At 52.3% G+C, this 25,569-nt stretch carries 25 protein-coding genes and 1 tRNA gene; 7 read left to right on the top strand and 19 right to left on the bottom strand.

Features of this window, described 5'->3' with window-relative positions; translation table 11 throughout:
* Positions 1 to 29: 29 nt before the first annotated feature.
* Positions 30 to 407 (top strand): hypothetical protein, encoded by a 378-nt coding sequence (locus NEA10_RS01160; RefSeq protein WP_252663408.1) that lies wholly within the window; start codon positions 30 to 32, stop codon positions 405 to 407.
* Positions 408 to 448: 41 nt separating this feature from the next.
* Here NEA10_RS01160 and NEA10_RS01165 read toward each other — a convergent pair.
* The 4 genes from NEA10_RS01165 to NEA10_RS01180 form a co-directional block, all read right to left on the bottom strand.
* Positions 449 to 520: transfer RNA gene (locus NEA10_RS01165), tRNA-Lys, on the bottom strand.
* Between the two features lie 101 nt (positions 521 to 621).
* On the bottom strand, positions 622 to 1,494 hold the full coding sequence (locus tag NEA10_RS01170) for an aldose epimerase family protein (RefSeq protein ID WP_252663409.1): 873 nt from the start codon (positions 1,492 to 1,494) through the stop codon (positions 622 to 624).
* A 139-nt stretch (positions 1,495 to 1,633) separates the two neighbouring features.
* Positions 1,634 to 2,464, bottom strand: coding sequence for a Uma2 family endonuclease (locus NEA10_RS01175; RefSeq protein ID WP_252665242.1), 831 nt, complete (start codon positions 2,462 to 2,464; stop codon positions 1,634 to 1,636).
* A 67-nt stretch (positions 2,465 to 2,531) separates the two neighbouring features.
* Complete coding sequence (locus tag NEA10_RS01180) at positions 2,532 to 3,110, bottom strand: Uma2 family endonuclease (protein WP_252663410.1); 579 nt, start codon at positions 3,108 to 3,110, stop codon at positions 2,532 to 2,534.
* 105 nt (positions 3,111 to 3,215) lie between these two features.
* Here NEA10_RS01180 and NEA10_RS01185 point away from each other — a divergent pair, with 105 nt between their 5' ends.
* Entirely contained in the window at positions 3,216 to 3,629 is a 414-nt protein-coding gene (locus NEA10_RS01185) for a hypothetical protein (protein WP_252663411.1), read from the top strand.
* Here NEA10_RS01185 and NEA10_RS01190 read toward each other — a convergent pair.
* From NEA10_RS01190 to NEA10_RS01200, 3 genes are read right to left on the bottom strand one after another with little or no spacing between them, the layout of a single operon-like run.
* On the bottom strand, positions 3,621 to 4,214 hold the full coding sequence (locus NEA10_RS01190; RefSeq protein WP_252663412.1) for a Uma2 family endonuclease: 594 nt from the start codon (positions 4,212 to 4,214) through the stop codon (positions 3,621 to 3,623). The genes NEA10_RS01185 and NEA10_RS01190 overlap by 9 nt on opposite strands.
* 53 nt (positions 4,215 to 4,267) lie before the next feature.
* Positions 4,268 to 5,107 carry an SWIM zinc finger family protein gene (locus NEA10_RS01195; protein WP_252663413.1) on the bottom strand — a complete coding sequence of 280 codons (840 nt, stop codon included), beginning with the start codon at positions 5,105 to 5,107 and terminating at the stop codon, positions 4,268 to 4,270.
* A 55-nt stretch (positions 5,108 to 5,162) separates the two neighbouring features.
* Positions 5,163 to 8,330, bottom strand: coding sequence for a DEAD/DEAH box helicase (locus NEA10_RS01200; protein ID WP_252663414.1), 3,168 nt, complete (start codon positions 8,328 to 8,330; stop codon positions 5,163 to 5,165).
* Between the two features lie 175 nt (positions 8,331 to 8,505).
* Between NEA10_RS01200 and NEA10_RS01205 the strand changes: the two genes are divergently transcribed.
* Positions 8,506 to 9,315, top strand: a complete 810-nt coding sequence (locus tag NEA10_RS01205; protein ID WP_252663415.1) for a hypothetical protein — start codon at positions 8,506 to 8,508, stop codon at positions 9,313 to 9,315.
* Here NEA10_RS01205 and rpaA read toward each other — a convergent pair.
* From rpaA to hppD, 4 genes are all read right to left on the bottom strand, one after another.
* Positions 9,312 to 10,064, bottom strand: coding sequence for a two component system response regulator RpaA (gene rpaA, locus NEA10_RS01210; protein WP_252663416.1), 753 nt, complete (start codon positions 10,062 to 10,064; stop codon positions 9,312 to 9,314). The genes NEA10_RS01205 and rpaA overlap by 4 nt on opposite strands.
* Positions 10,065 to 10,226: 162 nt before the next feature.
* Positions 10,227 to 11,381 carry a DNA replication/repair protein RecF gene (gene recF / locus NEA10_RS01215; protein WP_252665243.1) on the bottom strand — a complete coding sequence of 385 codons (1,155 nt, stop codon included), beginning with the start codon at positions 11,379 to 11,381 and terminating at the stop codon, positions 10,227 to 10,229.
* 23 nt (positions 11,382 to 11,404) lie between these two features.
* Positions 11,405 to 13,813: a glycosyltransferase gene (locus tag NEA10_RS01220; RefSeq protein WP_252663417.1), complete on the bottom strand. Its 2,409-nt coding sequence runs from the start codon at positions 13,811 to 13,813 to the stop codon at positions 11,405 to 11,407.
* Between the two features lie 76 nt (positions 13,814 to 13,889).
* Positions 13,890 to 14,933 (bottom strand): 4-hydroxyphenylpyruvate dioxygenase, encoded by a 1,044-nt coding sequence (gene hppD / locus NEA10_RS01225; protein ID WP_252663418.1) that lies wholly within the window; start codon positions 14,931 to 14,933, stop codon positions 13,890 to 13,892.
* A gap of 48 nt (positions 14,934 to 14,981) precedes the next feature.
* Here hppD and NEA10_RS01230 point away from each other — a divergent pair, with 48 nt between their 5' ends.
* The 3 genes from NEA10_RS01230 to NEA10_RS01240 all read left to right on the top strand — a co-directional run bounded on the left by NEA10_RS01230 (position 14,982) and on the right by NEA10_RS01240 (position 18,500).
* Positions 14,982 to 16,343, top strand: a complete 1,362-nt coding sequence (locus NEA10_RS01230) for an FAD-binding oxidoreductase (protein WP_252663419.1) — start codon at positions 14,982 to 14,984, stop codon at positions 16,341 to 16,343.
* A 71-nt stretch (positions 16,344 to 16,414) separates the two neighbouring features.
* A complete protein-coding gene (locus NEA10_RS01235) occupies positions 16,415 to 17,026 on the top strand; it encodes a hypothetical protein (protein ID WP_252663420.1) in 612 nt (203 codons plus the stop codon).
* A 91-nt stretch (positions 17,027 to 17,117) separates the two neighbouring features.
* Entirely contained in the window at positions 17,118 to 18,500 is a 1,383-nt protein-coding gene (locus NEA10_RS01240; RefSeq protein WP_252663421.1) for a (Fe-S)-binding protein, read from the top strand.
* A gap of 37 nt (positions 18,501 to 18,537) precedes the next feature.
* Here NEA10_RS01240 and NEA10_RS01245 read toward each other — a convergent pair whose 3' ends face one another.
* The 4 genes from NEA10_RS01245 to pgl all read right to left on the bottom strand — a co-directional run bounded on the left by NEA10_RS01245 (position 18,538) and on the right by pgl (position 21,301).
* Positions 18,538 to 19,425, bottom strand: coding sequence for a type IV pilin-like G/H family protein (locus tag NEA10_RS01245; RefSeq protein ID WP_252663422.1), 888 nt, complete (start codon positions 19,423 to 19,425; stop codon positions 18,538 to 18,540).
* A gap of 64 nt (positions 19,426 to 19,489) precedes the next feature.
* A complete protein-coding gene (locus NEA10_RS01250) occupies positions 19,490 to 19,936 on the bottom strand; it encodes an FHA domain-containing protein (RefSeq protein WP_252663423.1) in 447 nt (148 codons plus the stop codon).
* Positions 19,937 to 20,016: 80 nt separating this feature from the next.
* Positions 20,017 to 20,505, bottom strand: a complete 489-nt coding sequence (locus NEA10_RS01255; protein WP_309494524.1) for a double zinc ribbon and FHA domain-containing protein — start codon at positions 20,503 to 20,505, stop codon at positions 20,017 to 20,019.
* 61 nt (positions 20,506 to 20,566) lie between these two features.
* Positions 20,567 to 21,301 (bottom strand): 6-phosphogluconolactonase, encoded by a 735-nt coding sequence (gene pgl, locus NEA10_RS01260; protein ID WP_252663424.1) that lies wholly within the window; start codon positions 21,299 to 21,301, stop codon positions 20,567 to 20,569.
* 256 nt (positions 21,302 to 21,557) lie between these two features.
* On the opposite strand from pgl, the gene NEA10_RS01265 reads away from it, so the two are divergent.
* A complete protein-coding gene (locus NEA10_RS01265; protein WP_252663425.1) occupies positions 21,558 to 21,773 on the top strand; it encodes a hypothetical protein in 216 nt (71 codons plus the stop codon).
* Between the two features lie 11 nt (positions 21,774 to 21,784).
* Here NEA10_RS01265 and NEA10_RS01270 read toward each other — a convergent pair whose 3' ends face one another.
* The 4 genes from NEA10_RS01270 to plsX form a co-directional block, all read right to left on the bottom strand.
* Positions 21,785 to 22,420: a lysophospholipid acyltransferase family protein gene (locus NEA10_RS01270; protein ID WP_252663426.1), complete on the bottom strand. Its 636-nt coding sequence runs from the start codon at positions 22,418 to 22,420 to the stop codon at positions 21,785 to 21,787.
* Between the two features lie 125 nt (positions 22,421 to 22,545).
* Positions 22,546 to 23,442, bottom strand: coding sequence for an ACP S-malonyltransferase (fabD, locus tag NEA10_RS01275; protein WP_445164661.1), 897 nt, complete (start codon positions 23,440 to 23,442; stop codon positions 22,546 to 22,548).
* Between the two features lie 32 nt (positions 23,443 to 23,474).
* Positions 23,475 to 24,479 (bottom strand): beta-ketoacyl-ACP synthase III, encoded by a 1,005-nt coding sequence (locus tag NEA10_RS01280; protein ID WP_252663427.1) that lies wholly within the window; start codon positions 24,477 to 24,479, stop codon positions 23,475 to 23,477.
* Positions 24,480 to 24,532: 53 nt separating this feature from the next.
* Entirely contained in the window at positions 24,533 to 25,546 is a 1,014-nt protein-coding gene (gene plsX, locus NEA10_RS01285) for a phosphate acyltransferase PlsX (RefSeq protein WP_252663428.1), read from the bottom strand.
* Between the last annotated feature and the right edge of the window lie 23 nt (positions 25,547 to 25,569).

Below are 25,569 nucleotides of genomic sequence, written 5' to 3' on the forward strand. Positions count from 1 at the left end.
TTAATGATGCGTTTGGGAGTGATACGATCATGTTGAGACATCAAGGCTCTCTCGTGAGCCAGGCACTGCTTCTGTTGGGCCTTGTTTTTGTCCTGGGGACTCCCAGCCCGGCCCAGAGTCCCCGGCGTAGTTGCACTCAGATGGGGGGTGAGCCGGGGAACTGTCCTCGGCGCGATCGCCCCCAGACGTCGTTTTCGGAGGAGGAAAGTCGGGGTATTGATGAGCGGGGCTTTTCTGATAGTTTCTTGAGTGACGCTTTAGAGGGAGTTGCCGATCCGCTCAATGGCGGCGCAGGAATTACCGATGTGGGTGGATTGGAGGGAGAGCAAGTTCAGAACCTCAATCCAGTTGATCGGGGTCTAACAGACCCCACCGGTGTATTTATCCCTGTGCCCTCACTTCCTTAAAGGAGCTGAGGGAGGTAGAGAGGTAGGAAAAAGGCTAAAAATGGGTCGCCTGGGATTCGAACCCAGAACTAGTCGGTTAAAAGCCGAATACTCTGCCGTTGAGTTAGCGACCCAGTCAAGGGGGCGTTCTTTTCGCGCCTTAACTACTATAACACAGCTATCTAAAAGCGCAAGGGACCCACAGAAATTTTTTTGAACCACCTGTTACGGAGGGTTAATCGAGATGAACATCTAGGCGAACCAACATTTCCAGACTGGAGCGAGGATGGACATGGATCAGGCGATCGCCCGTATTCAGGGCGTTGCGCGGTGCTGTCCAGGGTTCAAGACAGTAGTAGTCTTTCCCGTGGACGGCCCAAAACACAAGGGTAGAGAACGGGGTGCTATATTCCAGATTGAGGGTGACTCCCTCCTTACAATCATAAACACTTGCACTCTGGCTTTGGAGTTGGGTGAAGGCCACATCAATCTCCTTGCGCTCAAAGTTGAACTCATTATCAAAGTCATGTAGCGTTCCATCGAGTTGGTCCCAATATTGATGTGAGGGGAGATGAAATCGCAATTGGGACTTATCAGAGGCCTGGAAGTAGGGATGCAGTCCTGAGGAAAAGGGAAGAATCGTCTCCTCACTGGGATTGCTGTAGCGTTGGACGATTTCTAGAGTATGTCCCCGCAGTCGGTAAGTAAAGGAGAGATGGAAATCAAAGGGATAGACAGCGAGAGTTTCCTCGTTGCTGGTCAGTTCCAGGGTCAAACTGGCACTTTTGTCCGTACTGGATTCGCTAACCGTCCAGGGTAAGTCCCGTGCGAAGCCATGCTGTTTGAGGCGGTAGGAAGTTCCCTGGTGAGTATAGGTGTTATTGGGGAGATTGCCGCAGATGGGAAAGAGGATGGGAATTCCACCCCGGACACTGAGTTCAGGATTCGCGAAACGTTCCGCGTCAAAATAGAGCAGGTCGCGATCGCCAACTCGCCAGCGCGTCACTAGGCCACCCCGTTCCGGGACGAGTTCAAGCTGAGCCTGGGCCGAGTCGTCGGACAGGATATAGGTCGGATAGAGTTTCGTTTCAGTAGCGATCGCGTACATGGGTAGTTATCTGGCCCCTCTCAACACCCCTCATGGGGAGCAACATGGTTAATGGTAACGAATTCTGGCTCTATCCTACGACAGTTGGAGCGATTCGGGAACAGAAGCCGGCAGAGAATGCGGGCCAGCCAAGGTTATGTCAGAGTGAGTCGGGGTCAACCCCCAGTTCTCGGAGTTTTGCGATGAGTTTGGCATTAGCTTGACGTTCAGTTTCCGCTCGTTGAAACTCCACCTCCGCTCGTTGACGTTCAGTTTCCGCTCGTTGAAACTCCACCTCCGCTCGTTGACGTTCAGTTTCCGCCCGTTGAAACTCCACCTCCGCTCGTTGACGTTCAGTTTCCGCCCGTTGAAACTCCGCCTCGGCCGCCTCCTCAGGAGTGGGAACCAGCGTCCCCTCAGGAGTAAAGAAACGCAAACGGTCCTGATGAATCCCCAGATACAGTTCCAATTGCTCACTCCATAACCATCCCTGAGCATTCGCCTCCAAGGGATGATACCGCCCATCGATTATATGGAAGCCTTGAAACTCCAAGCTGTGGGGGTCAAACCAGAAATAGTCGGGAGTTCTGAAGGTATCCTGATAAATCCCTTTCTTGAGTTCTCGGTCAGTTTTCGCCGTGCTGTCCGAGAGCAGCTCAATAATAATATCGGGATACTTGCCCTCTTCGTGCCACACCACCCAACTTTTCCGGGGTTGGTTCGTGGTTCCACGCACCACAAAGAAATCGGGGCCTCGGAACAACTCCGATTTCAGTTGACGGGGACTATAGTAAATGGTTAAGTTCCCGGCACAGAAATAGTCCTGACGGTCTTTCCAGAGCCAGTTGAGACAGGATATCAGCAGCAGAATCTGTTGGAGATGCAGGGAACTTTCCAAGGGAGGTTCATCACTAGGGAGGTCACTGGGGGGAACCTCAATCTCATCGATTTCCTCCTTGGAGAGGGTTTCTGAGACCGGTTCTGGGAGCATCTGGGCAGGATGAGAAGCCGACATAAGGCTAAGGCTTGCGGGTCTAAACTAACCTCAGTTTAACAACTTAGTTCAAGTCTTCTAGCACCACCTCATCATAAATCTCACTCATCGCCATCTCGAAGTTCACAGACGTGAGGGGAACCCAATCCCCCCCTGTGAAGTGTTGGGGCCGCCAAAGTCCCGAGTCATCTCGATGATACAGGTCTACCTCAGCTCGGTCTTGGCGGACGAGAAGATAGTCCTGCAAACTGGCTAAGGTTTGATAGTTGAGGCGTTTTTCCCGGCGGTCTAGCTTTTCAGTGGAGGGAGACAGGACCTCGACAATCAGACAAGGACGAGTTTTATAGTACCGCTGCTGGTCTTGGGGGTCGCAGGTGACCATCACATCGGGGTAGTAGAAAATATCTGAGCGATTCACCCCATCTTGAATCTGGACTTTCATGTCGGCGATGAAGGTTTTGCAGCCACTCCCTCGCAGATGGGACAGTAACGCTGCATAAAGATTGCCAGCGATGCGATTATGTTCCTCGCTTCCACCCGTCATGGCGAAAATCTCACCGTTGAGATATTCATGGCGGATGGGACTGTGTTGTTCGCCTTGGAGATAGTCGGAGATGGAGAGGAAGGCGGGGGCTGTCGTCATGGCGGGTGACCTCAGGGGTATGGATGCCGAGGGGACGGCTTTATGATGAAGCCGTCGGGGTCTGTGAACTAGACTAGAGATGTGTTTTGGAAGTTTTCAACCCTCATGTCTGTCTATCTTACCCTCCGCGATCGCCAACCCTATTACAGCCTCTTGGCAGACTATGAACCGGGTCAACGGGCTATGTCGGCGTTGGATGCCCATAATGGCAATGTGGAAACGACGGTCGAAGACCTTTGGAGTCAAACTCAGGGGCCGCCGGAGTTCAGCCGAGGTCGTAAATTATGGGATACCCTGATTAAGGTCTTGCGAGAAGAACTCTGTGGCGATGAGGGACTTCAGGCTCAATTTCAAAAATACACCAGAAATCCTGGCAGTGCGCCTTTGTTAACGGGTTTAATTGTCTCCCTCACAACAGCGGCGGGCCTCCCCATTGACCCGGCGATTTCTACTGTTGTGATTCTCTATATTCTCAAGATTGGTCTAAACGTATTTTGTGAGTACACCGCATCATCGTGACTCGCCTCCCCGCAGAACTTGGCGAAATGCTAGGACAGCTTCTAGGGGATTCGGGGAGGCGACCTGTTGCATGAGTTGGGAGATGGGCAAGTCAGGAAGTTGTGGGCTGTTGTCCCGTTGACAATACCCTGATTCTGCTAAACCATAAATGGCCAATTGACCCCCTTGCCAAAACCAAACTTCAGGAACCCCTAACCCTTCATAAATGGCGAGACTATTGAGTCCACCGGAGGTAATGACTACCTCGATCGCCAAATCAGGGTAGGGTTTTTCCTCATAAAAACAATAACACTCATCAGCCTCAATCCCTCGGGCCTTGGCTTCTCGGCGAAAGGTGGTTGACCCCAATCCCCAGAAAGGAATTCGCATTTCTTCAAGATAGACCTCCAAGAGTCGCCCTAGGTTTCGCTTGATGAGTTCATGATCGCGACTGGGAGACACAAGTTGTAATTGACCCTCTAGGTATTTTAAGCGCAGGTTAGGAAAGTCATCACCGAGTAATTGCAGGAATTGCTCATATTTTTGCCAGCTTACGCCTTCTAGAAGAAGCTGCTGAGGAAGGTTGGACTGTCTCTGGGTGAACATGGTTTAAGGGCACGCATCAGGTCGTACTGCGTTGGAACTGAGCTAGAACGGGTTTAGAGGACATTTTTATACTTAGTCCGGACCCGTTCATAGATGTCGTCCATGGTTTCTAAGAAGGAGCGATCGCCATCCCAAAATTCTGGATTATCTCCCTGTTTCTTAACCACAATTCCCGAGACGGATGCACCCCCTCGACTGGGAGGAGCCTCGGGAATTCGCTTAGACCCGAGCCAAAATTCTTTTAAACTAAGGGAATCAGGAACAGCTTGGCTCTCAGGAACGGTATAATAACTCGCCACCGGTTCCGGTTCAATCCTGTCCTCCACTAAGCCACTGGCTAAGGCCTTCCCCAAGGGAGTTTTCTTAAGTTCCTTCTGCAAGGCTTCCCGGCTTAAGCCTCGCAGTTCAAAAAGTAAAAATGGGTCGTGGTCAAGTTCCTCGGCTAAGCGATAACAGACCCCAGCAATATGTTTACAGGGATTTGACCAATCAGGACAGGTACAATCGGTTTGGAAGTCCCGGGAACTGCGGGGAAGAAAATTATATCCTGCTTCCTCAAAGCAGTCCTCGATGTTTTCTGGGATTTCATTCAAGAGTAACCGAGAAACAAAACCGGCGTTGGTTGAGAGTTTCTGGATGATTTTTGTCCAGTCTTTTTTGGGAATCGGGGCAATCTTAACCTCTGTTTTATAGAGAGGTTCCTTATACACTCCAAAATAAGGGTTGACAGACCCCCGAACGCGAGCGAGAATTTCGCCTTTGTTTTTCTCGAAGTTAATAATCTTCCGAGAATTGGCATAGGAGCGACCTCGTTTTAACCGGTTGGGGTCACAGAACGATTCCAGCGCCTGAATAAATTTTTGTCCCCACCAAGTTTTGCTTTGTTGAGCCATTGTGATGTCCTCTAAGTGAATACTGGAATAACCTGTTGCTCCTGTTTCCTAATTTCTACAACACGGCATTTCGATTCAGGGCAATTAGGTCTTTGAAGGTGTCGTTGTCTAATTCCGTGAGCCAGGACTCATCCGCCCCCACAACGGATTCGGCTAACTTCTGTTTATCCTCAATCATTTGGTCGATGCGTTCCTCTAATGAGCCGAGGGTCACAAATTTATGGACAAAGACATTTTTCTCTTGACCAATCCGAAAGGCGCGGTCGGTAGCTTGGTTTTCTACGGCGGGGTTCCACCAGCGGTCAAAGTGAAACACATGATTGGCTTTGGTTAGGGTGATTCCCACCCCCCCCGCTTTTAACGAGAGAATGAAAATCGAGGGAGGCGTCTCGGGATTTTGGAACTCTTGAATCATGCGATCGCGCCCCTGGCGACTGGTAGCCCCATGGATATAATAGGTGGGATAGCGACAGTGATGACGCAAATACTGTTCCATGGCATCACCAATCTCACCAAACTGGGTAAAAATCAGTAAACTCTCCCCTTCAGCAATCACTTCATCCACCATCTCAAGTAAACGAGAGAGTTTGTGCGATCGCCCCGGACTAAACTCACTCTCATCTTGCAAAAATTGCCGAGGATGATTACAAATCTGTTTGAGCCGGGTCAAGGTTGATAAAATCAATCCCTTACGTTTAATCCCCTCACTTTCCTCTAAACTAGCTTCCACCTCTTCCACAACCGCCTGATATAACGATGCCTGTTCCTTGGTCAAATTACAGTAGACTTTCTGCTCCAGTTTATCCGGCAAATCCTTAATAATCGACTTGTCCGTTTTCAGCCGGCGCAAAATAAACGGTTCCACCAACTTCCTCAAGGTCGTGGCTTGCCGCAGACTCCCATCCCGTTGAATCGGCACCTCAAACGACTTACGAAACTGATTTTGTTTCCCTAAATAACCAGGATTGAGGAAATTAAAAATCGACCATAAATCCATCAGACGGTTTTCCACCGGAGTTCCCGTCAACGCCATTCGATGTTGCGCCTTAAGCTTCAAAATGGCCTTCGTTTGAGCCGTCTTCGGATTCTTGATATTTTGGGCTTCATCTAAGACAATACGCTGCCAATTGACCCCATTAAATAGCTTGGCATCCTTGCGCACCAGGGTATAGGAGGTAATGAACACATCCACATCCGCCGCCGCCTGCTTAAACGCCTTAGGCTCCTGAACCCGATTGGCCCCATGATGCACCTGACTCCGCAGTTGGGGAGCAAATCGGTTCACTTCTTTCTGCCAATTCCCCAACACCGAGGTGGGTGCAATCAAGAGCGTCGGCTGCACTGGGGTGTTCTCTTGCCGTTCCTGAACCAACCGCGCAATCACCTGAACCGTCTTCCCTAACCCCATATCATCGGCTAAACAGCCATTGAGTCCCACTTGTTCTAGGAAACTCAACCAAGCCACCCCTCGCTTCTGATAGTCTCTCAAGGTTCCCTCAAACCCTGCTAACTCCTCCACAGGTGTCATCGAGGTTTTGTCGGTGAGTTGCTGTAACATCTGTTCTAGGGTGGCATCCCGTTCCACCTCCAAGGTCTCGTCGGCTTCAGCTTGGCGTTGAAACAACTCCATTAAGGTCATGGATTGCTCCTGTTTCCCCTGTTCATCCCAAAACTTCAGGGTTTTCTCCATTTGTGCCAAGTCCAGTTCCACCCACTCGCCACGGAACTGAATCAGGGGTTGTTTGGCCTGGACCAGTTTTTGCCATTCCTCTCGACTGATGGGTTCATCGCCAATGGCTAACTCATACTGATAACTCACCAGTTGCTCGGCGTTGAGATAGCTTTTGCCGCTATTACTGCCGGCAGATGTACTGCCACTAGAGGCTTTGAGGCGCAGTTTGGCCCGTCGCCGTCCCGAAGGTGTCCACCAGGCGGGAAGCAAGACTTTGTAGTCGGCATCTTCCAACACCCAGGCGGTTTCATGTAAAAATTCCCAGGCCTCCTGACTCGTCAGGTTCACACCAACGGGTTCTGGGGTTTCTAAGCCTTGCCAAAGTTTCGGATACATCCGCGCGGCATAGCCTAAGTTGAGTAATAAATCTGCCTCGAAGCTATCCCCTAGTTGCTGGCGAAGAACCTGTTGCTGGGAGGAATCCCCTTGCCAATAGTCGGCTAAGGCCACCCGCAGGGAGGGGTCGGCTTTGGGGGAGACTAAAAAATTGAGCGGCCAAGGGTCATCTGGGTCTTCGGGGGAGATGAGTTGAAGGTAAAGATTAAATGGCAAGCCTTGATAGCTACCCTGGATTTTGTTGCGCCAAGCTTGCCAGGTTTCATAGGTTTCTAAAAAGGCTTCCGATGGCTCAAGAGGGTCTGTGAGTTTACTGGGGGTGACACAGGGGTATAAGACGGTTTGTGAGAGCTGCTTATCCAGTTGCTGTGTGGTCTGAAAGCGACTGGCCAGCTCGGTCACCACACATTCGCTGAAATGGCGTAAGAGGGTTTGGGACTCGTGAAATTCTGGACGTTTGGGGGGAGTTGGCCAGCCCGAGGCACAGGCTAAGGGCATGGCCGGGGCATAGGTCTCGATGAGGCTTTCATAGTGGGGCGAGACAATTTCCCACCCCGCATAAATGGCAAAGGGTTTCCGTTTTTTGCGGCTTTTGGGCTGGGTAATGTGATATTTAAAACTGGGGATATATTGGTCTTTTAGAATAACGTCTCGGAAGGCTTGGCTGTAGTGATACCAAAAGAGTAAGTCGGCTCCCAGTTGAAAGTCCTCGCTGTTGTGCAGGCAGAAGAAATGGAGGTCGTTGAGGGTGGCGATCGCACTACAAACTTCTGTGGTCAGAGAGGAGGTTATTTTAGTAATGGTTTCGAGGCGGTAGCAGAGAATTTGCCAAAATTGCCACTCAAAGGCTTGCTCGGATTCCGCTTCTAAATAGGTGGCTAATTCCCAAGAAAGAAGGGGTTGCTCATCGCGCGTGGGGAGTAAAAAGTATTGAGGGTTCAGGCGATAACTAATCTGGCTCGGGGCATCCCGAATGCCCAGGTCGTCATGGATAAATTCCCCCAAACCTTGAGCCGGGAGGTGGAAGGGATGAACGCCGGGGTCCTTTTGCTTATTGAGTTTGTCTTGGCATTCAATCCAGATGTAAAAGGCTCCGCGTTGAACGAAACCGTCCTTTTTTTCAGGAATCCAGGTGCCATGTAAGACCTGTGTCATGTCAACCCCTCTGAACTCATCGCGATCGCCCGCCCAGATGTCTTGCGGTCGTTGAGCCGATTGTACTATAGCGAGGGAAACTTGAGAGGGTCTGTCATGTGTTCTCTACTGCCTAGGATTAAGTTGGCTATAATCGTGGGACTCCTATCCCGTGCGTTGCAAGGCGCATTCGTTAATGGCTAAACTTTATTCCGCTTGGACAGCGGTTCTGCTCAGTTTAACCCTAGGGGCCTGTAATCCTCAAACAGCCCAAACCGCTGATCAAACCAGCGCCTCCTCCCCCAGCTCAGAAGCCGTCACAGACCCCAGTGAAAGCGCCTCTCCCGCGCCATTACAACCTAAAGTAGAGTTGGGAACCGTTCAACGTTTAGAGATGGGCGATCGCGCCTGCTTTGTCGAAGTCCTCGGGGCGGGGGGTCACCTTAGCCAGCAATTCGCTGAGTTCGAGGTTTGCTATGACAGTGCTTTAGTTGGACAACCCGCACGCCTGTTCTACCAACCCAAAGGGATTCCAGCGGCCTCCTGTCAAGGAGATCCCGAATGCCGCGATCTCGAAATGGTGTTACTCATCGTGGCCGCTGAGTTGACAGAAACCCCAACCACCACAGCACAAGCCCCCGCCATACCTCCCACAGCTCCTAAACCGGTGGCTCAAGCCCCTGTTTCTACACCAGCCCCTACCTCAGTTCCTCGCTCTCCTGCCCCCAGGGGAGACTATATGGGCATCGCCGCCACCGGCGAGGAGGTGTATTATAACGGTGTTAATTTCCAATGTGGCGACCTCCCCCCTAGCGATCGCTGCTGGACTCGTCCCAATGTTAGCTATACCATTGGCAATGACGAAGTCTTTGGTATTGTTGACTGTCAGACCATGGTACTCACCGAGGCCTGGGTTGGGTCAGAGTTAGTCGCTGAAAACCTGGCCCCCGAGTCGGAGGCCCTCAGCACCGTCATCTCTCTGGCCTGCTACGACGCATTCAACTAACCTTTCGATTCCGAGGAAACTTCTGATACTCCCTCCTCGGTATATTCATTGCCAGGCAACTCCAAACAATAGCCAGCTCCATAGACCGTCTTAATATACTTAGGATGGCGAGGATCTGGCTCTAATTTGGTGCGTAAATGGCGAATATGCACCCGAATCGTCTCAATATCATCGTTGGGATCATAGCCCCACACTTCCTTGAGGATATCGCTGGGAGACACCGTCTGTCCGTGACGTTGCAACAGACAATGGAGGAGTTCAAACTCCAGATGGGTGAGCTTAACGGTTTTATTGAACCAAATCGCCTCAAACCGCTCAGGAACCAGGGTTAATGAGCCGTAATTGAGGATTTCTGTATGCTTGGCCGCTTGGGGGATGCGATCTGTCCGTCGCAACAGGGCCCGAACCCGCGCCAGCATCTCCTCAATCTCAAAGGGTTTGGTCATGTAGTCGTCGGCGCCGGCATTAAACCCTTCGACTTTCTCCTGGGTTTGCCCCAACGCGGTGAGCATGAGGATCGGAACATCCGCTGTTCGATCATCGCGACGTAACCGCTGACAGACGGTAAACCCATCTACCCTCGGCAGCATCAAATCCAAAACAATCAGATCAGGCACTAGCTGCATTGCCAAGGCTTGAGCTTTGACACCGTCTTCAGCTTGGCTCACTTCATACCCAGCCATTTCTAGGTTGATGGCAACCAGTTCAGAAATTGCGGGGTCATCGTCAATGACGAGTATCCGGGGCATCGTTCACAACTCTTGACATTCTAGGGGCTAGTCGTATCCTTGTGTTAAAGGTTTGTAGCAAACCATTACAGAATACGAAAAACCTTTTCTGATTATACGCATTCTCTGTCAATCTCGTCATAAAAATTTAAAAAGCTTGGGAAACCTCAACCCTTGGGGGACTCAGGAGGCTCCCAGGGTAGGGTGAACCGTCTCTGGGGTTTCGATTTTGCCGCTACAAACCCGCAACACTTGGGAACTCTTGAGCCACTGAGCATCAAAGGCTCCCAGGTGGGTGGTAGAGATGAGGGTTTGGAAGCGATCTTCAATGGTTTCCAGGAGTTGATTTTGTCGTTGCAAGTCTAACTCGGCTAAAACATCGTCGAGGAGTAACACCGGGGGTTCTCCCACCACCGCCTCGATGAGTTGTAGTTCTGAGAGTTTCAAGGCTAACACCAGCGTCCGCTGTTGGCCTTGGGAACCATAGCGTCGGGCCGGGGTTTGGTTAATCGAGAGCATCACCTCATCTCGGTGGGGGCCGGTGAGGGTGGTTCCTTGGTGGCGTTCGGCGGGGTGGCGATCGCGCAGTTGGTGTAAAACGGCCTGACGCACGGCCTCGGCATCGTTGAAATCGGGGATATCTCGCACTTGGGGAGCGTAATCAACGGATAAATACTCGGTTTGGCCGCTAATCTCTTGATGCCACCGTTGGGCCAGGGGGGCAATGCGCTGGATGGCGCGCCAACGTCGTCGCATGACTCGGGCCCCCGCTGTCGCCAGTTGTATATCTAAGACAGAACGCATGGCCTCATCGCTCGCCTGGGAGCGACCACGATACTGTTTGAGTAGGGCGTTGCGGTGACGTAGAATCTGGCTATAGTCCTTGAGGAGATGGGCGTAGAGGGGTTCGAGTTGGATCACTAACCCATCGAGCCAGCGGCGGCGATCGTCTGGGGAACCGCGCACTAAGTCTAAATCGAGGCTGGAAAACTCCACCACATTGAGTAAGCCGAGGAAATCCACTTGACGACGACAGGCCTGGCGATCAACTAACACCGTGCGTCGGCCCGATCGCCGCAGGCGGATTTCTAACTCAATCTCCCCGGTGATGCGTTCCAAGTCGCCGCGAATTTGTCCCATGGCCGCCTCATTTTGCACCAACTCGCGATCGCTGCTGGCCCGTTGACTTTTCAGCGTCGATAGCAGGGCCACACTTTCCAAGAGATTGGACTTTCCCTGAGCGTTATTCCCCACCAGAATCGTTTTCGGTGCTGTCAGGTGTACCGTTTGCGCCGTATAGTTGCGGAAGGCTTGCAGATTCAGGGACTTCAAATACACGGTTAACGAGGGTGGGGGGGCCATTAGGGGAAAATCTCAGGAACCCGTTGACGTAAGGCTTCGTTCAGTTCCGGGAGGCGCGATCGCATCTCCCAATACCAGGTGACTCGTTCCCGATAATGGAGCGATAACAACCGGTGATCGCGAACCCAGTCATAGGCGTTTTGGGCCAGTTGTCGCCGCCAGGGGGTATCCGTCACCAGACGGCGGAACCTCTCCTCAAACTGCTCCAGGGTTTCGTATATTACCCCAGTTTGTCCATCCTGCACCGAGGCGGCGTAAACCGTCGGACTGGCCAACACCGCCACCCCCTGGCCGGAACATTCGATAAACTTAAGATCCGACTTCATGGAGTTGAACTCGGTGTAGTTGAGGGGAAGCAGAGCTAGATCCGCCTGACGCAGCAGTTCATGGTAGCGGTGATAGGAACAGGTGGGTTCAAAGTGCTTATGGGGAGTCTCCAGGGCCTGAAAGAACTTTTGATCGTGAACCACCTGCACTTGGACGCGATCGCCCAAGGGTTTCAGGACTCGATTTATTCTATCAACCAACGGTTGCCAATCCCGTTCTCGGTTCAAAGCACCAAAAAACACCGTCATCCGGCCATCCTGACGATACTCCCGCGCTGGGGGGAGTTCCGGGAGTTGATTGGGAAATATCTTGACATAGGGGTTGAACTGACGCAGAAACTGAGCCAGGGGTTCGGTGGAGGTTTGGATACAGTGACAACTGCGATAGGTAATAAAGTCTGTATCAATATGCTCTTGCCAGAACCGTGGATCATCATCCATTTCGACGACAATGAGATATCCGGCATCAATCAGTTGCCGTTGTTTTTGAATCGCATCGGCTTTCGTCAAACGCGATCGCTGCCAGATAAAGACCTTTTCTTCCCCCGGTAATGCCGCATCCAAGCGCACATTATAGAGTCCGGCATCGGTACGCACCCCAGGAATCGTCCGAATACAGCGATCGGGTTGATACACTCGCACCTGATCCGAGGCCATCGTCGAAATCAGCACCGTCTGCACAAACAGTCGTTTGAGTGGTTGTTCTCCTTTCCAGGCTCGCACTAAATAAGCTTCTGTCTTGCTCCGTTTTTCATAGCCGTTTAGAGGGATTTTATAGGCATCTAAAACAGGTTTTAATTGCTTTTGAAACGCCGCAGATTCCTCAGTACCATCTCCATATCGCTCCATTTCAAAGAGTTGCAAGTTGGCTGCTGTGAAGATTTTTTGGACATCGTTAACATCCAATGTATCCTGATGTTGCCCTTGCAATAGCCCAAGAATGGCTTGCCAATAGTAGGGGTTGGGAACGGCACAGATAACCTGTCCATTGGGATTTAGCCAAAGACGCAAGGTTTGTAACAATTTCACCGGTTCCGTCACTTGGGCTAAATTCAGAGAAATTAACACACAATCGATGGAACCGGGGGCGATCGCCAAATTGGCAATCTGAGACAGGGAACTCTGAAACACCTGATCGAGGCGAGATTTAGCCGTTGCCAGGTGTTCTGAATTCTCATCAATCCCCAGATAGGTTCCATGAGGGTTAATGCGTTTATACGCCTCCCCCATCTCCCCCGTCTGACACCCTATCTCAATAACCCGCATTGCATCGGGGGGAATCAGATGTAAAAGACGAGTATTCAGGGTTTCATTAGGACGTTGGCGACGGGTTCCTTGGAGGTGAATCGAGACTTGGGGATGGTTATCGAGTTTAAGGTGTTCCAACTCCCCTTGACGCTTCCGAAAAATATAGCGGCGACATCGCTGAGTTTGGGTTTCCCCACCTCGCTGATTAAAATGGTCAGCTAAGCCATCCTGACGAATCCGATAATGTAACCTCGCCTCCGGCACAGGGTAACCCACAAATCCCTTTAATGCCATGGCAATAAACAGGTCATAATCCTCAAACAAGGGCAGATTGGGGTCAAAGCCTTTCACCGCGTCAAAGGCTTTGCGGGGAAATAGGGAGTTGACGTGAATAAAGGGTGCTTTGAGGAGTTTATCGACAGACCAGGGTTGAGCCGGAATGGTAGTATTCACCTCTCCAAAGAGCACCATGGTTGGATAGAGTGGACAATATTTTTCGGGGAGCTGCTCAGCTTGATTGACTAAGGTTTCAATGTAGCCTGGCGCGAAATAATTATCAGAGTCGAGGGGTAAAATATATTTACCTTTGGATAACGAAATTGCCAAGTTGCGGGCGGCGGCAACTCCGATATGTTTAGCAGATTTGATGAAATAGAACGAAAACTGCGATCGCAACTCGTCTAAATACTCATCCGTGCCATCGGTTGAGCCATCATCAATGACGAAATGTTCGATATTAGAATACTTAGACTGTTGGACTGACTCCAACGCCTGACGAATATAGCGTTTATCGTTATAGCAGGGGGTAATGAGACTGACGAGGGGAGAAGACATGGGGGAAGAAGGCAAAAGGCAAGAGGCAAGAGGCAAGAGAGATGCCGGGACGCATCATTTGGGTTCGGGGGAGGGTCTAGGGTTGGGGTTTCCTCCGTTGTAGTTGTTGTTGTTCGACGGCTTCAAAAAGGGCTTGGAAATTTCCTTCACCGAAGCCTTGAGCTGTCATCAATTCTCCCTGAACATTAACAGAACGGCGTTCGATAAGTTCAAAGAAAAACGTCGGTTCTTTAAAAATGGGTTTGGTGAAGGTTTGCAGGAGGAGGGCGGGATAGGTGGCGTCATTCCAATCAACCAGAATTTCTGCCTCCACCAGTCGCCGCCATTCGGGTTCTTTTAGACAAAACCCCGGTTTCCGACGTAGGCCGTCATAATAGGTTCCAGGAACCTTGAGAAAGGATAGCCCTAACTGTCGCAGTTGGGGAACCCAATAGAGGATATCTGGGGTGCTGAGGGCGATATGTTGAATCCCAGCCCCGCGATTGTGGTCTAGAAATTCCTGAATTTGTGAGTTGGGGGAGGTGGGTTCGTTGATGGGAAGCTGAACGCCGCTGTCGGGATGGACTAGGACTTGGGAATGGAGAGAGGAGCGGGCGGTGGCGATGGTAAATTGCTGTTGGGGGGTAAAGCCTAAGATATCGCAGTACCACTCTACGGCGGCTTGCAGGTCTCCGTAGGGAACATTAAGCACACTATGGTCAATTCCCCCGACGGGCCCCTTCCTGGGGAATCGCCGGGCCTCTCGCTCCCCTCCTTGAATGAGGGTATGTCGCAAGGACCCCCAGGCGGCGATTTGAGCGGTGAGTTCTCCCGCTGAGGATGGGTGGGGAGGGGTTAATACCGTCACCCTGGGATGAGCGCAGATTTCCGCGAGATTTTGCACCCTTAAGGCGATGTCAGCAACCCCGGGGGGGTGTTTCTGTAAAAACTGGGCAATGGGGCTATTTGGGCGACGGGGAGCCGAGAGATGGAGCCGGAGCTGACCATTGTCGAGAACCTCCTGTTCAGAGTCAGGAGTCCTTCGGGACGATTGACATTGAAACCCCAGTCGATGAACAAACCAGTCACGCCAAATTTGGGCCTGGTCAACGTAGAAGTGAACGTGGTCAATCTGTACCATATTGTATTAGGAGACACAGTCTGCGAGATAACGGTCTAGGAGATCGCGGTGCAACGTCAGTTAGGAGCCAGGGAGATTATGGGTGAACGGGTTGCGGAATTGGCAGAACATTGGACAGGGGGGACAATTGTTGACTGGGGGGACTTGGGAGAGAGGCAACGCCATCGTCTTCAGGAGGCGACAACGGGGGAGACTCCCGAAGCGGTTATCTATCCCCAGACGGTTGAGGCGTTAACTGAGGTCATGCAGATTGCCCATGAGTGGGGAGTTGCGGTGATTCCCATGGGAGCGGGGTCTAAACTCCATTGGGGAGGAGTCGTGCAACAGGCTCCCTGGGTGATCTCCACCCGTGACCTCGATCGCCTTGTGGAACACGCCGTTGGGGATTTAACGGTGACGGTGGAAGCCGGGGCAAAATTGAGAACAGTTGAGGAAATTTTAGCGAAATCTCAGCAGTTTCTGGCGATCGACCCCATCTATGCCGATGATGCCACGATTGGCGGAATTGTGGCCACGGGGGACATGGGAAGTTGGCGACAACGCTATAACAGCATTCGCGATCGCCTCATCGGGATTTCTTTTGTCCGCCATGATGGACAATTGGTGAAGGCTGGGGGACGGGTGGTGAAAAATGTGGCGGGCTATGATTTGATGAAACTCCTCACCGCTTCCTATGGAACCCTGGGAGTCATCAGCCAGTTAACCTTCCGTCTCTACCCGCTTCCGGAAGCCTCCACAACTCTGGTGATGACGGGAGGGGCCTCGGAGATTGAGGAGGCGATGCTGGCGATTCGACGTTCCTCTGTGGTTCCCACGGCTCTGGATTTACTGTCTCCGGGCCTGCTCCGTCGGCTACAGCTAGAGGGAGACTTGGGGTTAGGGATTCGGGTGCAAAATGTGGCGGTGAGTGTGGAACAACAGTGCGATCGCCTCCAGGAGTTGGCCCAACGGCTAACCTTGGCTGTTACCCCCTTGGAGGGCGAAGAAGAACAGGGGTTTTGGGGAAATGCACAACAGGCCCTTGAACAAGGAACCCCCCAGGAGCGTCTCTTGCTCAAATGGGGGGTACGTCCAACAGCCATGATCTCTACCTTAGACCGTCTTGAGGAGATTTTGGCTCAGGTTCAGGGAAACAACGCCAAGGAGAGGGCGATCGCCCGCTTCTATGCTGGTAGCGGCCTGGGCCATCTCAGCCTTCCCCGTTCTCAAGCCACCAGCAGCATTCTCGGCCAACTGCGTCGCCATTGCCAAGCTAACGCTGGCTTTCTCACTATCTTAGAAGCCCCTCAAGACCTCAAACGTCACATTGACCCTTGGGGTGATCTCGGCACCGCCAGAATCGCCATGACACGGCTTAAACAGACGTTTGACCCCCAAACTCGCCTCAGTCCCGGTCGCTTCCTGGCCTAATCCCGGGGAACCGCCAAAAAAAGGATATATGATAATGTCAAATTCCTGAAACCATTTTTTGACAACCACTCATGAATCGACTCAAACAACAATTTTCTCTAGTAAGCGAACTCCTTTTCAATCCCGAGACCCGAGACACCTATTCCAAGGCATTATCCCTGACAGGGAAGCTATTAAAGGAAATTCTCACCCTGCTGTGGATGATATTTTGTCTGGTGTTTCTCATCTTTTTTTGGGCAGGACAATATGTTCGACAAATTACTTATAATACAAAGGTCTGGTATCAAAACCAGGCCAACCAGCACAGTGAAAATCGCTTTGCGGATTTAAGTAAATCCCTCTTGGAGGTGGGGTCTTCCGGCAGCCGCTATGTCATTAGCCAAGCCAAGCAACAACTGGGGATTCAAGGAGATCCTAAACCCATTCCAGCGATCGCCCCCGTGGCCACCGTCAACGCTGAAACCGTCCCAGATACGGATAGCGACGACGACGAACCCGACGCTGAGGAAACCTCCCCCGAACCCGAACCCGAAGCTACCTCCCCGGAACCGGAGATTGAGGAAACCTCCCCGGAACCCGACCCCGAACCCGAACCGGAGATTGAGGAAACCTCCCCAGAATCCAGTTCCATTCCCGATCCCTTCGACTCCCCCGACAGTCCCAAATCCAGCGAAACCCCCTAACCCCAACCGGGCAAACCTCCAGGTTTGCCCCTCCCCCTCTGTGTCCTCTGTGACTCTGTGGTTTGCCTCCCCCCTCTTGCCTTTCTTCCCCATGACCTCCATACCCGCCAAAGAAAGCAACTTCCTAGGACAAAATCCCCATCTCGGGGACCTCACCGCCAACGAAACGGGATTTGACAGTCAACATCCCCCGAAACAGGACTTAATTGATACCTGTGTTCACTGTGGCTTTTGTCTGTCCACCTGTCCGAGTTATCGCGTTATTGGCAAAGAGATGGACTCCCCCCGAGGACGCATCTACATGATGGATGCTATCAATAAGGGGGACGCAGACCTGAAGCCAGCCACCAGTCAACATTTTGATTCCTGTCTCGGCTGTCTAGCCTGTGTCACCACTTGCCCCTCAGGGGTGGAATACGACAAATTGATTTCCGCAACTCGTCCTCAAGTGGAACGGAATGTCCCCCGTTCCTTGGGCGATCGCCTACTGCGGTCTCTGATTTTTAACCTTTTCCCCTATCCCAATCGCCTACGACCCCTGTTATATCCCCTACTGGTGTATCAAAAATCCGGTCTACGTCAGTTAGTGCGTTCTACGGGTCTGTTAAACCGTGTTTTTCCCCGGTTAGGGGCCATGGAAGGGATTTTACCGGAGATTGACCCCAAGGCCCTCAAGGCTGATTTTCCCACCCGGATTCCCCCTCAGGGGACTCAACGCTATCGCGTGGGGATGATTCTCGGCTGTGTGCAACGGCTATTTTTTGACCCTGTTAATGGGGCTACAGCGCGAGTTTTGACGGCAAATGGCTGCGAACTCATTATTCCCAAGACCCAGGGCTGTTGTGGGGCATTACCGGCTCATCAGGGACAAGAAGCCCAAGCCCAGGCGATCGCCCGTCAGATGATTGATAGCTTTGAAGGCAGCGATGTGGACTACATCATCATTAACGCCGCTGGCTGTGGTCATACCCTCAAGGAGTATGGACATATCCTACAAGATGACCCCACCTATCGCCATAAGGCCCAAGCCTTTGCCAGTCAGGTTCGGGATGTGAATGAGTTTCTCATCGAGGTGGGGGTTACCGCTCCCCTGCATCCCCTGACGGACGGCGAGTTGGCGATCGCCTATCAAGATGCCTGTCATCTGATTCACGGGCAAAAAATTAGTGCCCAACCCCGGCAACTGCTGCGGCAAATTCCCCAAGTGACTCTGCGGGAATCCCAAGATGCCGCCCTCTGTTGTGGCAGTGCCGGAGTTTACAATATGCTGCAACCGGAGGTGGCCGATGAGCTGGGACAACTCAAAGTCGACAACCTCAGCCATACCGGGGCCGACATCATTGTTTCCGCCAACCCCGGCTGTTCCCTGCAAATCCAGAAACACTTGCAACTCCAGGGGCGACAGACACCTCTCTATCACCCCATGCAATTGCTCGATTACGCTATTCGAGGTGAACGGCTCCCCTCAGCTTAATGGCTTGTCTTACCACAAAATAGAAAAAATGTCAAGACTAACGTTCCATTAAATGGGACCCCGGAGCGCACGTCACCGTCCCCTCTGACGTTTCAGGGGGGATTGGCATAGCGGGGGCCGTCAACTGCGGCTCATCACTGCGACAGATTCCCACGAGAGACACCTCCAGACCCCGTTCATTGGGGACCATAAACACGCCACTGGTAAAGCTGCGTAAATCTTCTCGCTTCGCCGTGGCGGTGATGCGAACCTGGTGACCACTACCCTGGCTGGTTTCAATCTCGATGCGATAATCATCCGTCTCCAGGGGAACCGGCTGAGAATTAAGAGGTTCCGTGGAATCAGCAAACTCCCGGAATTCCAAATAATGGGTTCGTTGGGCCCGACTAATATCAATCAAAATATCTAAGGCGTTGGCTTCCACAAGACGGGCGGGCAATTCCGTGGATGTGGAGACTCGCTCAAACTCAGCCACATTTTCATCAAAGTCATTGGGCCGGGGTGAACCGGGTTGAGTCCCCTCGATTTGAAAGCGTAATATTCCCGAGTCCGTGATTTCGGCAATGGTGGCCACGCGATCGCCATTGGGGAGAATCAAATCAACGGCATTGGGGGAACCGTTGCTCACCTCATAGCCGAATTCCTGGGACACCGTGCGTCCCCTGGGGAGAGTGACAATAAAATGAAGAACCCCCGCCTCAGTAAAAATAAATGTCAGGGGTTCCCCACCCAGGGCCGAGGGAGAAAACCATTTTCCCAGAAGGGCCTCACCAAAGTCTGAGGGCGACTCCGCCTGGGCCAGACGCGGTTGGGATGGAACTGAAGTCCCATGGGATAATACCCTTCCCCCCGGGGAGAGCATGACCCCCGTTGTCAAGAGAACCATTAGGGTGCAACGAGAGACAAAGCCGGATAACAAGGTCATAAATTTTGCAGCTCATCAAGCCAAACAACGTACCCAAGGTAAGCCGCCAAGACTGAGAATGGCCTCAGTCGGAGGACACTTCTGGGGATGACTCCTGCACCACCTGTGTTGCTGGGGGGAAAGACTCCTCACTGGTGGTATCTTCATCCGGGGTTCCTCGATCTTGCAGGTGTTTGAGCAACTTCTGTGCTGGAGACACCGGTGGCGGCTTACTCACATGGAGTTGAATCTGGGGACCCGTCCGAGCCAGGCGGACAATTGAGCCGTCAGTGGCGGGGATTTCCTCAATGGGAGAATCCTCAAGATAGGTTCCATTCGTCCCTAGATTCACGAGGTACCACTGACGTTTATCATCACAATGAAGTTCCAGATGATAGCGAGAGACGACAGCACTGTACAGGACAACATGGTTATCTGGAGCACGACCAATACGAACAACAATGTCATCCTCAAACGTCCAGCGTTTGAGCGGGATCGATTGGTGGGGGTGGAGGAGGGTTAGAGTAATCACGCGACAGAAAAACGGTGAGGTAGAGAGGCAACCAGGACAATAGACTCGAAAACCGATGCTAGAGGGAGGTTATCCCTGTTTTAATCACGGTCTAATTCGGTGAACTGAACGATAAAGGTCATTAAATCTCCTTTTCCAAGAGCAATGCGATCGCCCCCTTGAAGTAGGTGACGTTTTCCTTGAGGTAGGAGCATATGGTTAATATACGTCCCGTTGGAACTGCCAAGATCTTCAACATAATAGGTTTGCCCCTCCTGTTGAATTTCTGCATGAACCCGCGAGACTATTTGAGCGTTGGCAAAGCCCGATACATCCAAATCAGGAGGAATACGAGGATTGGCTTTTCCCAAGCGAAACCTTGTAAATTGCCGGGGTAAAGCAATCTGGCGTTGGCTTTGCTGATGAAGCAATTGTGCGATGGGGGCTTGTGAGACGGTTGCTGAGTCAACGCCGGGGAGGGTTAGGGTTGTGGCATCAACCGCTAAAGGAGTATGACAGGAGCCACACTCCAGGGTTCCCGTTGGGTTGACATGATCACAGTGGGGACAAACAATCATCAAACTCAGCACAGTCAGTAGGACAAAGGCACAATGGGGAGGGGTTGGCTGTCGCGATGGGTACCGACTCCCGTTAGCTGACAGTGGCCGTTACCTGGGCTCCCGCCTCCCCATCGAGTAACCACCAAATCTCGCCATCGACGGGTTGAATCAATCGCGAGGGATAGGTGTATTCATCTCCCTCTGAGGCGAAGACTTGAGCGAGGGCCCCTTGTTTATTTTCTCCGGCAATGGCGAAGACAATCGTGCGGGAGAGGTTAATGACGGGAACAGTAAGGGTGATGCGAGGGTCTCCGTCTTTGTTCCCTACAGTCACCCTGCGATCGCAAATTTCTAAGGCCTCGGTATGAGGGAACAACGAGGCGGTATGGCCATCATCCCCCATACCCAACAGCATAATATCGAAACAGGGAAACACGTCAGACTCTAGGTTAAAAAATGTTTTTAATTGCTGGTCGTAGCAGTCTGCATCGGTTTCTGGGTCTTGGCTACCGGTGGGCATCGGATGAATGTTCCCCGGGGGGAGGGCAACCTGGTCTAGCCAAGCTTCCCGAGCCATACGTTGATTACTGTCAGGATGATCTGGGGGAACGTAGCGTTCATCCCCCCAGAAGATATGGAGTTGGTCCCAGGGTAGGTCATGGCGAGCAATGGCCTCGTAAATGGGTTTAGGAGTGCTACCCCCCGATAGGGCAATGGTACAAGTCCCCCGCTGGGCGATGGCGGTCTGAATTTTCTCGACAATGAGAGCCGTACTACGCTGCACTAGAGCAGTTTTATCCGGGAGAACTTCAATATGCTGAGTCATGGCGGTGAGATTTTGGTAGGTTCTGCCCGATTCTAAAGTACCCCGTCTTGAAAGCCAACCAAGTCAGGGACAGAGCCATCAGGGGTCACACCCCTAATGGGAAACTCCTCCTCTCTTCCCCCTCCTCTATGTCTTCTGTGCCTGAAGTGGTAACTCTTCTCCCCCTTGTTAAGTTTTAATACGAGTTTGAGCGTTTTTCTCATAAACTTTCGTACAATTTCTGTATTGCTTGATACATAAACTAAGTTTTATCGCCATGACTATTAGCATTTCTCAGGAACCCATGACATCTGTGGGGGGATTCATCCCTGAAGCTGATCAATGGGTGCAACTCCGGGATCCCCTCACCGACTATAGTGCCGACGAGGCCCTACTCCTGTGCGAAGAGGTGGAAGACTATTGGGTGGCTTGGATTCCTAGTTATGGTGAGGCCCGAGTTCGCCGGGAACAACTCCTCAAGGCGATCGACTAAGGAAATTCTTATTAACGACCCAGATCATGTAGTGACTCAATCACCTCTCTACAGTGTTGAGTCACCGCTTCCAACCCCTCGCGATCGCCCGATTGCGGGGGGTTCACAGGTTCTCCAATACGAATCGTGACGGGAACGGATCGCGGCTTGGAGGATCCTTGAAAAATCGCCTCTGTTCCCCAAAGGGAGACGGGTAAGATGGGAACTTGAGCCTTGGCCGCAATCAAGACAGCACCCGGCTTAGGGTTAGGAATGCGACCATCACGGGTACGGGTTCCGGAGAGAAACACCCCAGTGGCCCAACCTTTGTCTAAATACTCCAAGGCGGAACGAATCGCATTATGATCGGCCGCTTTACGTTTTACAGGATAAGCCCCATAAAGACGAATGGCTTTGGCAAAAATGGGATTTTTAAAAAGTTCTTCTTTTGCCATATAGGCCACGGGACGCTCCACAGCACAAGAAATCATGGGGGGGTCAAAATAACTGGCATGATTGCTTGCAACCAAGAGGGGTCCGGATTTGGGGACATTCTCCACTCCATACACCCGTCCTCGGAAGTAGCTATAGAACAGTGGACTGACCACTGACCATTTAAAAAGATGATATAAGGCTAGGTTATAGCCGGGTTCGCGGTCTTGAATCATGGGGGAACAGGGAACAGGGAACAGGGAACAGGGGGGAGAAGGCAATAGGCAAGAGGCAGTAGGGGGAGGAGGGAGTAGGGAATGGGGATTGGGGATGCCCCACTCCGGGGTGGGGGTGGGTTGGGTTACAGGGATGATTCGGTTAGGTGGTCTAACTCAGCTACGGTTCCTACGTTGAGACAGTTTAACTCTTTGACGGTGCGTCCGACTAATCCGGATAGGACTTTGCCGGGCCCGACTTCTAATACCTGTTCAATGCCTAGGTCGGGTAAACTTAAGACGATTTCTCGCCAACGGACGGAACCGGTCATTTGCTGCTGTAGACGGGTTTTTAGGGCAGCGGCGGAGGTTTCGGGGCTGGGATCGACGTTGGAAAGAACGGGGATGGTTGCTTCTTTGAAGTCGATGGGTTCGAGGAGGGTTTGGAACTCGGCGGCGGCGGGTTCCATGAGGGGGGAGTGGAAGGCCCCGGAGACGTCTAGGGGAACGCTGCGACGGACTTTGACTTGGGATAAGATTTGGGCGATCGCGGCCTCGGTGCCGGAAATGACCACCTGGAGGGGACTGTTATCATTGGCCAGGACAACTCCCTCGGTTTTGGCGATCGCGTCTTCGAGTTGGGGGCGATCGAACTTCATTAACGCCGTCATCTGTCCTTCGCTGGCCTGACTCATCAGTTCGCCACGACGTTTCACCAGTTTTAGGCCCGTTTCAAAGTCCAAGACTCCGGCGGCATAGAGGGCGACATATTCTCCTAAACTATGACCGGCGACTAGATCGGGTTGGCTAACGCCGCGATCGCGCAACAGATCCACTAAGGCGCATTCCACGGTGTAGAGACAGGGTTGGGTATAACGAGTCTCTGAGAGATTCTCCCCGGTTTCACAGGTTTGCACAACCGACCAGCCTAAAATGGCCTCGGCCTGCTGAAATCTCTCTGCTACTTCCGGGAGGGCGGCTAAGTCAACCCCCATTCCGACGGCCTGCGATCCTTGTCCGGGAAACACCCAAGCGGTTTTCATAATTTCTGTTTTGGTATCAACGGTAACTTATGTTACGCCTCAAAGCGTCCCCAACGGAATACCGCTGACCCCCAGGTTAACCCGGCCCCAAACCCTGAGGCGGCAATGGTGTCGCCGGGCTGGATTTGTTGCGATCGCACGGCCTCGTTTAAGGCTAAAGGAATTGACGCTGCCGACGTGTTACCATATTTTGATAAGTTTGTCAATACTTTTTCCGCAGGAATTTTAAGGCGTTTGGCCACCGCATCGAGAATCCGTTGATTGGCTTGATGGAGGAGTAACCAATCCACATCCTCTGTGGTCAGTCCTGAGCGGAAGAGGGCTTTTTCGACGGCTTCGGGGACTTTCTTAACGGCAAACTTATAGACTTCCGGGCCATTCATGGCGATGGTTCCATAGTGGCCTTGGGACACAGAAATCTCAGGGGTGAGGACCTGTTCTTGGGGTTGATAGCCTAGGGTCAGACAGTTGTTCTGAGAGCCATCTGAGCGCATCTCGAAACCGAGGAGGCGATCGCCCACTTCTCGGGCCTGCAACACCACCGCGCCGGCCCCATCGCCAAACAAGACACAGGTGCGGCGATCGTTCCAATCCACCCAGCGCGAGAGGACATCAGCACCAATCACCAGAACATTGCGATAGACCCCGGTGCGGAGAAACTGAGCCGCCGTCACCATAGCAAACAGGAACCCAGAACAGGCTGCCGTCAAATCAAACGCCACCGCCTGGGGAGCATTCAAGCGATGTTGCACCCAACTAGCACTCCCAAACAAATCATCGGCTGTGGAGGTGGCCAACACGATTAAATCTAACTCGCTCGGTGCTACGCCCGCCATCTCCAGAGCCTGAGTTCCGGCTTGAGCAGCTAACTCTCCCAAGGACTGAGAGGGGGGAGTCAGACGACGTTGGCGAATTCCCGTACGGGAGCGAATCCACTCATCAGAGGTCTCCACCATCTGCATCAGCGTTTCATTATCCAAGACCGCATCGGGAGCCACACCGCCACAGCCCGTTAATTCAAGTCCCAAGATTGTCATAAAATTTTGCAGGATCGTCCTTTTCTACTCCAAAGCCAGCCCCATTATCCGGGCTATTGTTCCACCAGATGTTTCTCCTGGATTCGTTCGATGACGCGATTATCCACCGCTTCTTTGGCTAAACGGACGGCATTAAAAATGGTCATGGCGTGAGAACTTCCATGGCCAATCACACAAACCCCAGCCACGCCTAAGAGTAAGCCACCGCCATGTTCGACGTAATCAATGCGTTGTTTCAGGCGTTTAAGGTTGGGCATGACATGGTCTAAATCCCGCTCATCCAGACCTTGCAATAACTCATCTTGACAGAGTTGCAGGAGGATATTGCCCACGGCTTCGGCAAACTTGAGCAGGACATTGCCCACAAAGCCATCACAGACGATGACATCGAAATCCCCAGATAAGACATCTCGGCCTTCGGCATTGCCCACAAAGGGAATACGGGGATTGTTTTGTAATAACTCATAGGTGCGCAGAGCCAGTTCGTTGCCTTTACAAGCCTCTTCGCCGATATTGAGCAGTCCCACTCGGGGTTCGTCCCGTCCCAGAACATATTGACTGTATACCGTCCCCAGGAGGGCAAACTGTTCCAAGAATTTGGGCCGACAATCCACGATCGCCCCCACATCCAACAGGAGAACTGACTTATTAGGATTCATGGTGGGGAAGACGGCCCCAATGGCTGGGCGGTCTATACCAGCTAAGCGGCCTAAGCGCAACAAGGCCGACGCCATGGACGCCCCAGAATGTCCAGCGGAGACGACGCCGTCAGCCTCTCCCTGCTTAACCAGATTCATGGCCACATTGATGGAGGCGTTGGGTTTGCGTTTAATGCCCGTCAGTGCTTCTTCGTGCATTTCCACCGCACCCTCAGAGGCGATAATTTGCACCTCATCAGAGCTGCGATCGTGCCGTTGCAACGAGGCCTCGATGGCGGCGGGATCGCCAACAAGCAGCACCTCGGCTCCCAATTCATCTTGCGCCTGTAACGCCCCAGCTACAATCTCATCCGGGGCATAATCACCGCCCATCGCGTCTACTGCAATCCTTGCCCTGTTCAATGCCATCGATCGAATGTTGTATAAGCCTT

Source organism: Phormidium yuhuli AB48, assembly GCF_023983615.1.
Lineage (GTDB): Bacteria > Cyanobacteriota > Cyanobacteriia > Cyanobacteriales > Geitlerinemataceae > Sodalinema > Sodalinema yuhuli.